The organism is Amycolatopsis samaneae (assembly GCF_039541975.1).
GTDB lineage: Bacteria > Actinomycetota > Actinomycetes > Mycobacteriales > Pseudonocardiaceae > Amycolatopsis > Amycolatopsis samaneae.
In genome coordinates, this window is the sequence record NZ_BAABHG010000015.1 from 189,409 (window position 1) to 204,065 (window position 14,657).

General features: G+C 71.2%; 10 protein-coding genes. All 10 read left to right on the forward strand.

All coding sequences use genetic code 11. The annotated features are described in order from the left end of the window. Positions 1-11: 11 nt before the first annotated feature. The 10 genes from fabG to ABD987_RS34265 all read left to right on the forward strand — a co-directional run bounded on the left by fabG (position 12) and on the right by ABD987_RS34265 (position 14,646). Positions 12-767, forward strand: a complete 756-nt coding sequence (gene fabG / locus ABD987_RS34220) for a 3-oxoacyl-ACP reductase FabG (RefSeq protein WP_345403817.1) — start codon at positions 12-14, stop codon at positions 765-767. Next, positions 764-1,447: a 2-hydroxychromene-2-carboxylate isomerase gene (locus ABD987_RS34225; RefSeq protein WP_345403820.1), complete on the forward strand. Its 684-nt coding sequence runs from the start codon at positions 764-766 to the stop codon at positions 1,445-1,447. Before fabG ends, ABD987_RS34225 begins: the two co-directional genes overlap by 4 nt. An 18-nt stretch (positions 1,448-1,465) precedes the next feature. Further along, positions 1,466-3,184: a fatty acyl-AMP ligase gene (locus ABD987_RS34230; RefSeq protein ID WP_345403823.1), complete on the forward strand. Its 1,719-nt coding sequence runs from the start codon at positions 1,466-1,468 to the stop codon at positions 3,182-3,184. Further along, complete coding sequence (locus tag ABD987_RS34235; RefSeq protein WP_345403826.1) at positions 3,181-4,911, forward strand: acyl-CoA dehydrogenase family protein; 1,731 nt, start codon at positions 3,181-3,183, stop codon at positions 4,909-4,911. Before ABD987_RS34230 ends, ABD987_RS34235 begins: the two co-directional genes overlap by 4 nt. Continuing rightward, positions 4,904-6,580: an acyl-CoA dehydrogenase family protein gene (locus tag ABD987_RS34240; protein WP_345403829.1), complete on the forward strand. Its 1,677-nt coding sequence runs from the start codon at positions 4,904-4,906 to the stop codon at positions 6,578-6,580. The genes ABD987_RS34235 and ABD987_RS34240 overlap by 8 nt, the downstream gene beginning before the upstream one ends. After that, positions 6,577-6,843, forward strand: a complete 267-nt coding sequence (locus ABD987_RS34245) for an acyl carrier protein (RefSeq protein WP_345403832.1) — start codon at positions 6,577-6,579, stop codon at positions 6,841-6,843. Before ABD987_RS34240 ends, ABD987_RS34245 begins: the two co-directional genes overlap by 4 nt. Next, on the forward strand, positions 6,840-8,192 hold the full coding sequence (locus ABD987_RS34250) for a condensation domain-containing protein (RefSeq protein WP_345403835.1): 1,353 nt from the start codon (positions 6,840-6,842) through the stop codon (positions 8,190-8,192). Before ABD987_RS34245 ends, ABD987_RS34250 begins: the two co-directional genes overlap by 4 nt. A 54-nt stretch (positions 8,193-8,246) precedes the next feature. Continuing rightward, positions 8,247-9,254 carry a 2,3-diaminopropionate biosynthesis protein SbnA gene (gene sbnA / locus ABD987_RS34255; protein WP_345403838.1) on the forward strand — a complete coding sequence of 336 codons (1,008 nt, stop codon included), beginning with the start codon at positions 8,247-8,249 and terminating at the stop codon, positions 9,252-9,254. 226 nt (positions 9,255-9,480) lie between these two features. Then, the gene (locus tag ABD987_RS34260; RefSeq protein WP_345403841.1) at positions 9,481-9,699 is read left to right on the forward strand and encodes an MbtH family protein; all 219 of its coding nucleotides are present in this window, start codon (positions 9,481-9,483) and stop codon (positions 9,697-9,699) included. A 33-nt stretch (positions 9,700-9,732) separates the two neighbouring features. Continuing rightward, on the forward strand, positions 9,733-14,646 hold the full coding sequence (locus ABD987_RS34265) for an amino acid adenylation domain-containing protein (RefSeq protein ID WP_345403843.1): 4,914 nt from the start codon (positions 9,733-9,735) through the stop codon (positions 14,644-14,646). The last annotated feature ends 11 nt before the right edge of the window (positions 14,647-14,657 follow it).

Sequence of the window (14,657 nt, forward strand, 5' to 3'; positions counted from 1 at the left end):
AGGAGACGGCCATGCCAGGACAACCCGCGCGCGACCGGCCCGTCGCGCTCGTCACCGGTGGATCGCGCGGTATCGGCCGCGCGATCGTCCATCGCCTGGCGGCGGACGGCTTCGACGTCGCGTTCTGTTTCCGTGCCGACGAACCGGCCGCCGCGGCGACCGCCTCGGCGGCGGCTGAGGCCGGCGCGCGGACCTTCGTCCGGCAGGTGGACGTGGCCGACCGCGAGGCCACGCGGTCGTTCGTGCGCGAGACGGAGGATGCGCTCGGCCCGCTGGAAGCGGTGGTGACCTCGGCCGGGATCATTCGCGACAACCCGCTCGTGCTGATGCCGGACGAGGACTGGGACGCGGTGCTGCGAGTCAACCTGGACGGTGTCTACAACGTCTGCCGCCCGGCGGTCTTCTCCCTGATGAAGCGCCGCCGCGGCGCAGTCGTCACGTTGTCCTCGGTGGCGGGGGTGACTGGAAACCCGACCCAGGCGAACTACAGCGCGGCGAAGGGCGGGATCATCGCGTTCACCACGGCACTCGCCAGGGAAGTGGGGCCGTACGGGATCCGGGCGAATGCCGTCGCACCGGGATTCATCGACACCGACATGACCGCCGCGGTGTCGGCACGGGCGGGCGAGGAGCTCACCCGCCGCATCGCACTGCGGCGGTTTGGCCGCCCAGAGGAGGTCGCGGGACTGGTGTCGTTCCTGGTTTCCGAGCAGGCCTCCTACCTCAGTGGCCAGGTGTTCCGCGTCGACGGCGGGCTCGTGCCGTGAAGGGCCCGCGGATCTACTTCAGTCTCCGCAGCCCGTACTCGTGGCTGGCGTATCGCGACCTGATCGGCCGCTATCCGGCGTTGGCCCGCGCGCTGGAGTGGCGGCCGTTCTGGGAGCCCGACGAAACGAGCCTGCGCGCACTGACCGGAGCGGGCGGCCGGTTCCACTACACCCCGATGTCGAAAGCGAAGAACCTGTACATCCTCCGCGACGTCCGGCGCCTGACTGCGGAACGCGGTCTCGACCTCACCTGGCCGGTGGACCGGAAACCACATTGGGAGGTGCCGCATCTGGCCTACCTCGCCGCTGCCGAGGCGGGCCGGGGACCCGGGTTCGTCGCGCTGGCCTACCGGCGGCGGTGGGAACAGGGAGCCGATCTGTGCGCCCGCGCGACGATCGCGGACATCGCGGGCGAACTGGGACTCGACCCGGCTCCGCTGACCTCGGCCGTCGACGATCCGCGGCTGCGGGCGAAAGGTGTGGCCGCGTTGCTCGACCTCGACCGGGACGGGGTGTTCGGCGTGCCGTTCTTCTGCTGTGGAACCGAGAAGTTCTGGGGTCTCGACCGGCTGGACGGGTTCGCCACCATGGTACGGACGAAGCGGGATATCACGGTTGCCGAGGACTTCACGACGGCGTCGCTCCCCGGCTGGGAGAGCCATGCCGGTGGATGCGGTTGAGACGTGGGAGGTGGTGCTGTGGAAGGGTTTCTCGGCGGGTTCACCCGCGCAGTGGCCGAACGGCCGGAGGCTCCGGCGGTCGTGTTCCGGTCCGGTGCCGGGGAACGGACGCTGACCTATGCCGCATTGCATCGTGCCGCCGGGAGCACGGCGTCCTGGTTGCGGGCACGCAGCGATCGGGGCGATCGCGTGCTGCTGCTGTTCCCCTCTGGTCTCGGTTTCGTGACCGGACTACTGGGCTGCCTCTACGCGGGCGTCGTGCCGGTGCCCGCGCCGCTGCCCGTAGGCCCGGCACCGCAGGCCGACCGCGCGGCGGGCATCGCCCGCGACGCCGACGCGGTGATCGCGTTGACCGACAAGGAGAACCTGGCCGCGATCGCCGAGGTGCTCGCGCCGCTCGGTGTGCGGTGCGCGGTCGCCGGGCCGGGAGACGGCGAGTGCGCACCGGAACCCGGTGACCCGGACCGGCTCGCCTTCCTTCAGTACACCTCCGGTTCGACCAGCGACCCCAAAGGGGTGCTGATTTCGCACCGCAACCTGGCGCACAACATCGCGCTGATGCGCGAGCGGCTGGGCTGGGCGGCGGGAACACGTTTCGTCAGCTGGCTGCCGATGTACCACGACATGGGCCTCATCGCGTTACTGCTCACGCCGCTGGCGATCGGCGGCACGGCGATCGCCATGTCTCCCACGGATTTTCTGCGCCGCCCCGTCTCCTGGCTCGAACTCGTGCACGACCATCGCGCGGAGGTCAGCTGCGCGCCGAACTTCGCCTACGACCTGTGCGCGCGGGTGATCACCGACGAGCGGCTCGCCGGGCTGGACCTGTCGTGCTGGCGGTTCGCCTGCAACGGTGCCGAGCCGATCGACGCCGGGACACTGGACCGCTTCGCCGCCAGGTTCGGTCCTTTCGGTTTCTCGCCGACATCGTTCGTCCCGGGGTACGGCCTGGCGGAGGCGACGCTGTTCGTCTCGGGCGCGCGGCCGGGCACCGGACCGGTCACCTGCGCGGTCGACCCGCGTTCGCTCGAACGGAACGTGTTCGCCCCGGTTTCCGGCGCAGGCGCGGTCCTGGTCAGCAGCGGGCGCTTCGACGGCGTCGACCTCCGGATCGTCGAAGGCGGCACCGGGCGGGTGCTCCGGGACGGGGCGGTCGGCGAAATCTGGGTACGGGGTGACAGCGTCGCCCGCGGCTACTGGCGCCGGCCGGAAGAGACCGAGCGGACTTTCGCGGCCCGCACGGACACCGGCGAGGGCGGCTTCCTCCGGACCGGTGATCTCGGTGTCCGGCGCGGCGATGAGATCTACCTCGTCGGGCGGGCCAAGGAGACGCTCGTGGTGCGCGGGCGCAATCTCCATCCGCACGATCTGGAGCGCGTGGTGGCAGCGCTCGATCATGTGTTCGAGCGACTGCCCTGTGCGGTGTTCTCCGTGCGCCCTGACCGGGACGGGCAGCCGGGGCCAGAGGAGATCGTCGTCGTCCAGGAGGTCCGTGTCCGTGGCCTGTCCGCGGACGAGGTGCGCGGGCTCGCGAGAAAGATCAAGCGCGGGCTCACGACGCGGTTCGGTGTGCCGATCACAGCCGTGCTGCTGGTCCGGCTCGGGCAGATCCGGCGGACCACCAGCGGGAAGATCCGGCGCGGGCGGATGCGGGAGCTCTTCCTTGACGGCGAACTCGCCCCGCTGGTCGTGGAGCGGCAGGCCGGAGTGGCCTCCCCGGCGGTGGCGCGGAAATGAGGCACCCGTCCTACATCCGTGCCGAGGAGTTCGACCGGAAGCTGGGAGACCCGTACGCCGACGACACGCCGTTCTCTTTCGCCGGTTGCCTTGCTCTGGACGAAAGAGAGGAGTTCCCCGAGGAGATCTGCCGCCTGCTCGACGATCTCGGTGTGCCCGCGGAGTACGTTCCGGCCGTCCATGGTGGCGCGTTGCGCGGCTACGAGGACCTGCTCCACCGCGTCCGGCTGCTCGCCCGCCGGGACCTGACGGTCGCGATCGCGCACGGCAAGACCTACCTCGGCGCGGTGTCGGCGTGGGTGGCCGCGGACGACGAGCAGGCGGGCGCGCTGGGGGCACAGATCGCCAGCGGTGCCGTCGTCTGCTGGGGGCTGTCCGAACGAGAGCACGGCAGCGACCTGCTCGCCGGTGAGGTCACCGCGGTGCGAGACGGCGACCGCTACGTCATTTCGGGGGAGAAGTGGCCGATCAACAACGCGACCCGGTCGGACCTGGTGTGCCTGCTGGCACGGACGGCGCCAGGGGGCGGGCCGCGCGGGTTCAGCCTGCTGCTCGTCGACAAACGGCGGATCGCGGGCGCCTTCCATAGCCTGCCCAAGGCACGGACGAGTGGTGTGCGGGGCGCGGACATCAGCGGGGTGTGCTTCACCGGCGCGAAGGTCCCGGCCAATGCCGTGCTGGGCGCGCCAGGGGCCGGGCTGGAGATCGTTCTCAAGAGCCTGCAGCTGACCAGGACCCTGTGTGCCGCGCTCTCGCTGGGGCCGGCCGACCACGCGTTGCGGCTGGCGCTCGATTTCGCCTCGGCGCACCGGATGTACGGCCGTGTGCTGCTGGACCTGCCCGAAGTCGGCCGCAGGCTCACCGAGGTCTACGCGGACCTGCTCGTCGCCGAGGTGGTCGGCCTCCTGGCCGTGCGGAGTATCCACGCCCTGCCCGCCGAACTCAGTGTGATCTCGGCGGTCGTCAAATACCTGGTTCCGACCACGGTGGACCGGATGCTTGACGAACTGGGCCAGGTGCTCGGCGCGCGCGCCTATCTCACCGGCCGCGAGCTGGGCGGCGGGTTCCAGAAGATCGTGCGCGATCACCGGATTGTCGGCATCTTCGACGGCAGCACGGTGGTGAACCTCAATGCCGTGATCAACCAGTTCCCGGTGCTGGCCAGGGCCTATCGCGCGGGGAAACGTGCAGGCGCCGGCCTGGCCGCGACGACCTCGCTGCGGGACCCGCTGCCCGCGTTCGATCCGTCGTCGCTCCGGTTGGCCGTCCAGGACGGCGTCGGCCTTGTGCAGGCGCTGCCCGAGGCGATCGAGGAGCTGACCAGCCTTGCCGGGCTTGGGTCCGTGTCACCGGCGCTGCTCGCCACGGCACGGGCGCTGTGGGCCGAGACCGAGGACGTGCACGAGGCGATGGCGGCCTACCGTCCGTCCGCGCGGGACGTGCCCGCTTCGGCGTTCGTGACCGCCGAGCGGTACGCGTTGTGTTTCGCGGGAGCGGCCTGTCTGCTCGCCTGGCTGCGAAACCGTGCCGACGCGCCGCCGGATGATCCACTGTGGACGGACGGCCGCTGGGTGCACGCCTGCCTGGCGAGGGTGGTCGAACTCCTGGGGGGTGAGCCGGGTGCCGAACCGGTCGGAACGCTGGCTCCGGCGTTGCTCGCGCAGTACCGCGACGGCCGGTTGTTCTCGCCGTGGCGGTGCCGGTTGGCGGGTGAACGGCGTGCCTGACCTCGAAGCGTTGTTCGGTGACCCCTTTGCCGAGGCCAACCCGGTGGGATTCGCCGCGGTGCTCGCCGCGGACGAGCGTGGTGAGCTGTTGCCCGAGGGCGAGGCGCTGCTGACCGGGTACGGCCTTGGCGCCGAGTTCGTGCCCACCGAGCTTGGCGGCCGGTTCGACCGTGCCGACCGGATGGCCGCGGTGCTCCGCGCGGTGTTCCGCCGCGACTGCGCGCTCGGGCTTGGGCACGGCGTCACGAGTTTCATCGCGGCGGCGCCGATCTGGACCTCGGGGAACGCCGCGCAGCGGAACTGGGTCGCGGAATACCTGCTTGGCGGCGGGCGGCTCTCGGCGGCCTACACGGAACTGGCCCACGGCAACGACTTCACCAGGGTCGAGACACGAGCGACCCGGACCGCCGAGGGGTTCGTGCTCGACGGGCGCAAGGAGCTGGTCAACAACGCCGCGCGGGCGGACGCCGCCGTGGTGTTCGCCAAGACCGAGGACCGGCCGGGCAGCCGCGGCCATTCCCACTTCCTGGTCGACCTCGCCGCCGTGCCCGCGGGCAGCTATCGGCGGCTGCCGGACTTCCCGACCGTCGGTGTACGCGGATGTTTGCTCGGCGGGTTCGAGTTCACCGGCTGCCCACTGCCGGGGGAGAGCCTGGTCGGCGCTCCCGGCGAAGGCATGGAAACTGTGCTGCGAGCCTTCCAGGTCACCAGGGCGGTTCTGCCGGGGATGACCCTCGGTGCGCTGGACACCCTGCTGCGGCTGGCCGCCCGGTTCGCTGCGGAACGCAGGCTCTACGGTCGCACGGTGGCCGGCCTGCCGCACGCCGGTGCCACCCTGGCAGGCGCGTTCACCGATCTGCTGATCTGTGACTGTCTCTGCACGGTCGCCGCTCGTGCGCTGCACGTGGTGCCCGAGCAGGCCGGGATGCTGGCGGCCGCGACGAAGTACCTGGTGCCACGGTTGGCGCAGGACGCGGCGTACGCGTTGTCCGTCCTGTTTGGCGCGCGGGGCTATCTCCGCGAAGGCCCGTTCGCGATGGCGCAGAAGATCATCCGGGACCTGCCGGTACTGACCTTCGGTCATGCCAACGCCGCGGTGTGTCAGTCGAGCATAATTCCCCGGCTGCCACGCATCGCGCGAACGGTCGGCGAGCCCGCTCCTGAGGTGTTGTTCCGCTCGGACGGCGAGCTACCGCCGCTGGACTTCGGCCTCCTGACGCTGGATTACCGGGGCCACGACAGAGTCCTCCTGCTGCTCGAAGGTCTGCCGGGAGAAGTCGGTCTGCCGGGTGTGTTCGAAGCCGAACTGGCTCGCTGGCGGGACACGGCCGTGAAGCTGGCGCCGCGGGACACGATCATTTTGGCCGGGCGCGCGGGTTTCGAGACGAGCCACCGGTACGCACTGCTGCTCGCCGCGGCGAGCAGCGTCGGTGTCTGGCTGGCCAATCGGGATCGGAGCCCGTTTCTCGACGGCGGGGCATGGATCCGCGCGGCGCTGCGGCGGCTGGGGGCGCGGTTGGGCAGGCACGGCGGCGACCCCGCCGAGGAAGACGAGGAGCTGGGTCGCGAGCTCTTCGCGCGTTGCGCCGACGGGGTCACGTTGGACCTCGCCGCCCGGCCGCTGGGCCGGAGTGCCGGGACGAGCCGGGGAAGGGGAACGGGACGATGAGCGGGACACAGGCCGGGATGACGGCGGCGCAGGTGCGCGCCTGGCTGATCGATCGGGTGGCGTTTCTGCTGGAACTGAGGGCACAGGACATCGACCCCGATGCCGAACTGGCCGAGCTCGGCCTGGATTCGGTGTACGCCGTGATGCTCGGTGGTGAGATCGAGGAGGAGTTCGGCCTTGTCGTCGAGCCGACGGTGGCCTGGGACAACCCCACGATCACCGTGCTGGCCGGTCACCTGGCGGCGGAACTCGGCGTCCGGTGACCGCCGCGTTGTCCGCGGCGCAGGAGATGCTGTGGCTGCTGTACCGCTTGGCCCCGGAGAGCCGGGCCTATCACGTGGTCCTTCCGGTGCGCGTGCGGACACCACTGGATCGGGCCGCGCTCGAACGTGCGGTCGCGGCGTTGCCCGTGCGGCACGAACTACTCCGGTCGGCGTACCGAGAGCGCGCTGGATGTCCTTTTCGGACAGTTCTTGAGGTTTCCCCGGTACGCCTGCGCGTGGTCGACGCCCCGGCCGCGCGGATCGCGGAGCTGGTGGCCGAGACGAGCGGCGAGCCCTTCCGGCTGGAGGCGGGCGAGACGTTCCGCGTCGTGCTGATCCGGCTCGCCGAAGCCGACGCTGTGCTCGTGGTCACCGCTCATCACATCGGCTGCGACGCGACGTCGATCTGGTTGCTGCTGCGTGATTTGCTCGCGGTGTACGCGGGGGTTCCGCCGCGGCCGCTGCCCTACCCGCCCGGCGCGCAGATCGAGGCCGAACGTGCCCTGCTGGCTTCGCCCCGGCGGGCTGGGCTCGAATCCCATTGGCGCGCGGAATGTGCCGGTGCGGTGGCGGCGGCGCTGCCCACCGACCGGCCCCGCCCGGCCACACGCGCGTTCCGCGGGGCGTCGCTGGTGGTGCGTTTCGGCGGTCCCCAATCGGTCCGGGCCACCGCCCATGCGCTGAAGGTCACTCCGTTTTCCTTGCTGCTCGGCACTTTCGAGGCGCTGATGCGCCGCTACACCGGACTCGACGAGCTCGTGATCGGCTGCCCGGCGAGCACTCGGACGAGCGCGCGGCTCCGGGATACGGTCGGCTCCTTGGTCAACACACTTGTGCTGCGCTCGGCGTTCGATGCCACCAGCACCTTCGCCGAGGCCGCTTTGTCGGCGCGGGATCAGCTGCGCTCCGCGCTGTCCCATGTGGAGTTTCCACTTTCGCTGCTGACCGGAACTCCCGGCTTTCCCGCTCCCAAGGTTGCCTTCACCGCGCTGGTGACCGACCGGTTGGAACCGCCGTTGCCGATGGTGCCCGCCGGGGCGGACGAGGGACCCGAGGTGCGCTGGTACGGCCTCCGGCTGGCGCTGGTCGACGCCCCGCACATGGAGGGCCAATTTGACGTGAACGCGGAGGTCCGCCTCGGACGGGAAGCGATGTCGGTCGTTTTCCGTTACGACGTCGCGCTATTCGACGAACCGACGATCCGGACGTTCGCGGATCGCTACCTCCGCCTGCTCCGGATCGCGGTGGCCGAGCCCCGCACGCGGGTGGATTCCGTGTCGCTCGCCGAGGACGTCGAGCTCGGCGAGGTACTCGCCTTCGGGGCCGCCCGCCGTATAGAGCCGCTATAGCGATAGCGAGTGGACTGGCCGGGTCGGGGAATCGCCGGGCAGTGAGGAGATGGTGTGGCTGCGCACGCGTTCGATGGCGTTCTCAGCGTCATCGGGAACACACCGCTGGTGGCACTGACCAGGGGGGCGCCCGTCCCAGGCCGCCGTTTCCTCGCGAAGCTGGAGAGTTTCAATCCCGGTGGCAGTATCAAGGACCGCACCGCGCTGGCCATGTTGCGCGAGCGAATCCGCGACGGATCGCTGCGCCGGGGCCGGTCGGTCGTGGTGGAGTCGAGTTCCGGCAACCTCGCCATCGGGCTCGCCCAGATCTGCCGCTACTTCGGGATCCGGCTGATCTGTGTGGTGGACCCGAAGACGACCCGGCAGCACCTCGCGACCCTCAACGCCTACCGGGCCGAGATCGAGGTGGTTGCCGCGCCCGATCCCGTGACCGGGGAGTACCTGCCCGCCCGGATCCGGCGGGTCCGCGAGATCGTCGCCTCGACACCGGATGCCTTCTGGCCCAACCAATACGCCAATCCGCTCAACCCGGCGGCCCACCAGGAGACCATGCGGGAGATCGCCGACGCGCTCGACGGCAGGGTCGACTACGTGTTCTGCGCGGTGAGTTCCTGCGGCACGTTACGTGGTTGCGCCGAGTACATCGCCGAGCGCGGGATGGCCACCAGGATCGTCGCGGTGGACGCGCTTGGCAGCGCCATCTTCGGGGAGACGACGCCCGCACGACGGCTCATCCCCGGACACGGCGCGGCGCACCGGCCCGCGTTGTTCGCGGAGGGGCTGGCGGACGAGGTCGTGCACGTTTCGGATCTCGACTGCGTGGCCGCCTGCCGCCTGCTCGCCGACCAGGAGGCGCTCCTCGTCGGCGGATCCTCCGGTGCCGTATTCGCCGCCGCCGCGAAGATCGCCGAACGGTTCCCGGAAGGCACGCGGTGCGTGCTGATCTTTCCGGACGCCGGTGCGCGCTACCTCGACACGATCTACTCCGACGACTGGGTCACCGCCCACTTCGGCGCGGTACCGGCCGGGGACACCGGAAGGACAGTTGCGTCGTGCCGATGATCGGGCACCGAGACGCGGCGGTCGCCGCGCACGGACACCTGTCGTCGGCCACGACTGCCGTGGAGCCGCATCTCGGACTGGAGGCGGTCCGGCCGGGAACGGCGGTGCCGAACGGCTCTCTGCGCGACTTGACGCCCGAAGCCGTCGGATCAGGTACCCGATCCGACGGCTTCCTGCCGGAACACGGACAAGCTCCGGCCGCGGTGGCCGGGTGGGAGGGGAACCGATGAGCGACAGCGAGCAGGCCGACGACCGGTCCTATGCGGTCGTGCGCAACGACGAAGAGCAGTACTCGATCTGGTGGGCTGACCGGGACCTGCCCGCGGGCTGGTACGACCAGGGAGTACGGGGCTCCCGGGAGTCCTGCCTTGCCCACATCGACGAGGTGTGGACCGACATGCGCCCGCTGAGCGTCCGGCGCCGGCTCGCCGGCGCCGCCGACTGACCGGGCCGACCGGTGAAGGACACCATGCCTCCCGTGCGTAACCTCGCCACGCTCGTCGCGGACCAGACCGCCCGCACTCCGCACGCCGTCGCGGTGGCCGAGGGGAACCGTTCGCTCACCTACGCCGAGCTGGGCAGGGAAAGCGGGCGGCTCGCCAGGACACTCGCCGGGCGGGGCGCCGGGCCGGAGACCTTCGTAGGCATCTGTGCCGAACGCGGTATCGAGCTCGCCGTCGCGTTGCTGGCGATCTGGCGGGTGGGCAGCGCGTACGTCCCGCTGGACCCCGGGCACCCGCCGGCACGGCTCCAGGCGCTCGCCGGCCGGATCGGGCTGAAGCTGGTACTAAGCTCGAGGTCTGTCGCCGACGCGGTCCGCTCCGCGCTTCACGGCACCGGGACCGAGGTGCTCCGCCTGAGTCCGTCCGGGCAGGAGGAGCGCGACGAGGCGGCACCCGGCATCGAACTTTCCGGCTCGGACGCCGCGTACGCGCTTTTCACCTCGGGGTCGACCGGAACGCCGAAGGCGGTGGTGATCGATCAGGCCGGTATCGCGAACCGGGTGCTGTGGACGGTACGGAAGCACGGTCTCGGCGCATCGGACAGAGTGCTGCACAAGACCGCGCTGGTCTTCGATGCGGCGTGTTGGGAGATCTTCGCGCCGCTGGTCAGCGGGGGAACGGTGGTCATGGCGCCGCCGGGCGCCGAGGCCGATCCCGCGCTGCTGGCCGCCACCGCCGCCGCCGAGCGGGTCACGGTGCTCCAGGTGGTCCCCTCGGTACTGCGGCTCCTGGTCGCCGAACCCGAGTTCGCGCGGTGCGAGGGGCTCCGGCTGGTCTTCTCCGCGGGTGAGCCCCTGCGCGCCGAGCTCTGCGCCGAGGTTTTCGCCCGGCTCGACGTCGAGCTGTGGAACACCTACGGACCGACCGAATGCTCCATCGACGTCACCGCGCAGCGCGTCGATCCGGCAGGACTCGCCGATCCGGTGCCGATCGGCAGGCCGATCGACAACACGCGGATCCTGGTGTTGGACACCTGTGGCGCTCCGGTGCCGGTCGGCGTCGCCGGCGAGCTGTGTGTCGGCGGTGTCGGTCTCGCCAGGGGTTATCACGGCCGCGCGGCGGACACGGCGGCCGCCTTCGTCCCCGATCCCTACGGACCGGCGGGCGCCCGGCTCTACCGGACCGGGGACCGGGCTCGCTGGCGTGCCGACGGCGTGCTGGAATACCTGGGCAGGCTCGATCAGCAGGTCAAGATCAACGGTGTGCGCGTCGAGCCGGCGGAAGTCGAAAGTGCATTGACCGCGCATCCGGCGGTGGCGGCCGCGGTGGTGGCAGGCAGGCGATCCGCCGACGGTGCCGCGCGGCTGGCGGCGTATTTCGTGAGCGATGGCCACCCCCCGGAGCCCGAAGCACTCCGGAGGTACCTCGCCGAGCTGTTGCCGTCCGCGTTCGTCCCGTCGGCCTTCGTCCGCCTGGACCGGTTCCCGCTCACCGTCAGTGGCAAGGTCGACCGCCGGGCGCTGCCCGACCCGGCGCCGGACACCGGTCGCGCTCCCTATGTCGCACCGCGGAACGAGGTCGAACAGGTGGTCGCCGACGTGTGGGCGGACCTGCTGGGCGTCGACGGCGTCGGGGTGCACGATGATTTCTTCGTGCTGGGTGGCTCCTCGCTGATGCTGACCCGGCTGGCGAACCGGCTGCGGGCCGCCGCGGGGGACAGGACAGTGCTGCGCGGGCTGTTCTCGGCCACCACCGTCGAGGCGCAGGCTGGCCTGCTGGCCGCGCACGACGGGCCGGATGCCGCCGTGCGGCCGGTCCCCCGGAACGGGCCGCTCCCGTTATCTTCCGGGCAGGAACGATTGTGGTTCGCGGACCGGCTGAGTCCCGGCGGTGTGGACTGGATCGTCCCGGTGCTCATCAAGCTCCCCCCGGACGCCGGCGAAGGGCTGGTCGCCGACGCGCTGGGGAAGCTGGCCTCGCGGCACGAGATCCTGCGCACCCGGTACGTGACCGAGTCCGGGGTGCCGCGTCAGGTGATCGACGGCGCCGGTCCGGTCCCGCTCGGCGTGACCGGCGCCGATCTCCGCACGGTGCTGCGGGAACAGTTGTCCACCGGGTTCGACCTGACGACAGGTCCCGTATGGCGGGCGACGCTGGTCCGTGCCGCGGGCGAGCCTGACGTGCTGGTGCTGGCGGTGCACCACATCGCCATCGATGGCTGGTCGTCCGTGGTGCTGCGGGCCGATCTGCTGGAGTTCTGCCGGGCTACGCTCGACGGCAGGGAGCCAAAGGTGGCCGATCTCCCGGTGCAGTATGCCGATTTCGCCGCGTGGCAACGGGAAGCGGCGATACCGGACGAGCAGGTGACGTACTGGCGGGAGCACCTCGCCGGGCTGCCGCGGCTCGAGCTGCCCACCGACCGGCTCCGGCCACCGGTCCGCGACGGACGGGGCGCGGCGATCGCGTTCACGCTGCCGCCAGGGCTGACCGCGTCGGTGCTCGAACTCGGCCGCGGGCACGGCGCGACCCCGTTCATGACCTTCCTGACCGCGTTCTGCGTGGTACTCGCGCGGCACAGTGGCCAGTGGGACCTCGCGGTCGGCATCCCGGTGGCGGGCCGGAACCGGCCGGAGACCGAAGGCGTGGCGGGGTTCTTCCTCAACGCGCTGGCGTTGCGGTGCCGGCTGGGCGGCGACCTGACGTTCGGCGCGGCGGTCGAACGGGTCCGCGAGGTGTGCCTGGCCGGGTTCGCCAGGCAGGAGGTGCCGTTCGAGCGGCTGGTCGCCGAACTTGAGCCCGATCGTGACCTTTCTCGAACCCCGCTTTACCAGGTCATGTTCGACCTGGCCGACGATGGCGTCACCAGCCTGGCCGCCGACTCGCTCGACGCCGAAGTCTTCCAGCGTGTTTGGCGGACCGCGAAGACCGACCTGACCCTGGCGGTGCGCCTGCTGCCGGACGGGAGCCTGAGTGGGTTCCTGGAGTACGCGACGGCGTTGTTCGACCGGGATACCGCCGAGGCGTTCGCCGCACACCTTGGCCAACTCGTGGCCGGGGTGGTGGCCGATCCGGACACGGCACTGTCACGAGTGGACATTCTCACCGCGCGGGAACGGGCGGTTCTCGTGCCCTCCGCCCGGTCGGCGGGGATCGTCGAGGACACGGTGCTCGGCGCCTTCGAAGCGCGGGCGCGGGCCCGGCCGGACGCGGTCGCGCTGGTTTGTGCCGGGCGATCCCTGACCTACCGGGAGCTGGATCACCGGGTCACCGCGCTGGCCGGGGGCTTGCGCCGCGCGGGTGCCGGGCCGGAGTCCGTCGTCGGCATCGTGCTGGACCGCTCGGCGGACCTGGTGGCGGGCATGCTCGCGGTCTGGCGTGCGGGGGCGGCGTACCTGCCGATCGATCCGCAGATCCCGGAGGAGCGCACCGGCCTGCTGTTGTCCGACGCCCGCGTCGACGTGGTGCTCACCAGCGCGGCCCACCAAGGGCGTACCGGCCGTCGCGAGGTACTGACCACCGCGCCGGACCTGCCCGGCGTCGGGAATGACGGCGGCTGGCCCCATCCCGGCGATCTCGGCTACGTCGTGCACACCTCGGGCTCGACCGGGCGGCCGAAGGGCGTGGCGGTCGAACACCGGGCATTGCTGAACATCCTGCTCGCCAAGGGCGCGGAGGTGGGATTCGGCCAGGAGTCGGCCTACCTCGCGGTCGCGCCGGTGTCGTTCGACATCGCCGCGATGGAGCTGTTCCTGCCGCTGATCTCCGGCGGGCGGGTGGTGGTCGCCACCGAGGCGGAGGTCGCCAACCGCGCGGCCCAGCTGCGGCTGCTCGACCGGCACGGCGTGACACACCTCGGCGGCTCGCCCGCGCACTGGAGACTCCTGCTGGACGCGGGATTCGGCCGCCGCCGCGACCTGGTGGGGCTGACCGGCGGCGAGTCGCCGTCCCCCGCGTTCGCCCGCGAGCTCCGGTCCCGGTTGAATCGCCTGGTACACATGTACGGTCCGGCCGAGTCGACGATCTCGGCCACCCGATCGGCGGTCGAACCGGACACCGAAACCGTTCACATCGGACACGCGCTGCCGAACGTCACCGTCGTCGTGCTCGACGAGGAACTCCGGCCGGTGCCCTTCGGGACGGCGGGGGAGATCTGCGTCGGCGGGGTGGGCCTGGCACGCGGCTATTTCGGCAGGCCGGCGCTCACCGCGGCCCGCTTCGTACCGGATCCGTACGGCGGGTCCGGCGCGCGGCTCTATCGCACCGGCGACCTCGGCCGGATGCTCCCCTCGGGCGAGCTCGACTTCCTCGGCCGGGACGACGAGCAGGTGAAGATCCGCGGCTACCGCGTGGAGCTCGGGGAGATCCGGGCGGCGCTCGCCCGGCATCCGGCCGTGCGAGAGGCGGTGGTCGCCGTCCGGGAGAATGACCGGGCAGGGAAGCAGCTCTTCGCCTACTGCGTCACAGATCTGGAGCCGCTTGACGGCGCCGACGAGCTGCGGACGCACTGCGCGCGCCTGCTGCCCGACTACATGGTGCCCGTGGCCGTCGTGCCACTCACTGCGTTGCCGCTCACCAGGCACGGCAAGATCGACCACGCAGCACTGGCCGCACTCGACGTCCCGCGCAGGCACGGGGACGAGGGCCCCGTCTCGCCGAGGACGGAGCTGGAGGAACGGGTCGCGGGCCTGTGGCGCGAGGTCCTGCCGGCGCTGGGCGGGGTCCACGACAACTTCTTCCTGCAGGGCGGGGATTCGATGGCGGCGGCGCGGCTTGTCGCGATGACGCAGGAGGAGTTCGATGTGGAGATCCCGCTGCGGACGGTGTTCGACGAGCCGACCGTGGCCGGGCTGGCGCAGGCCGTGGAACGTGCGGTTCGCGCCGAAATCGAGGCGCTCTCCGACGCGGAGGTGACCGCGCGGGCGCTGCGGTGGAAGGAATCCGGTGAGTGACCGGTGCCAGG

Coding starts and splice junctions, on each gene's coding strand:
- ABD987_RS34260 (WP_345403841.1), top strand. CDS start 9,481: ATGAGCGACAGCGAGCAGGCCGACGACCGGTCCTATGCGGTCGTGCGC.
- fabG (WP_345403817.1), top strand. CDS start 12: ATGCCAGGACAACCCGCGCGCGACCGGCCCGTCGCGCTCGTCACCGGT.
- ABD987_RS34245 (WP_345403832.1), top strand. CDS start 6,577: ATGAGCGGGACACAGGCCGGGATGACGGCGGCGCAGGTGCGCGCCTGG.
- ABD987_RS34235 (WP_345403826.1), top strand. CDS start 3,181: ATGAGGCACCCGTCCTACATCCGTGCCGAGGAGTTCGACCGGAAGCTG.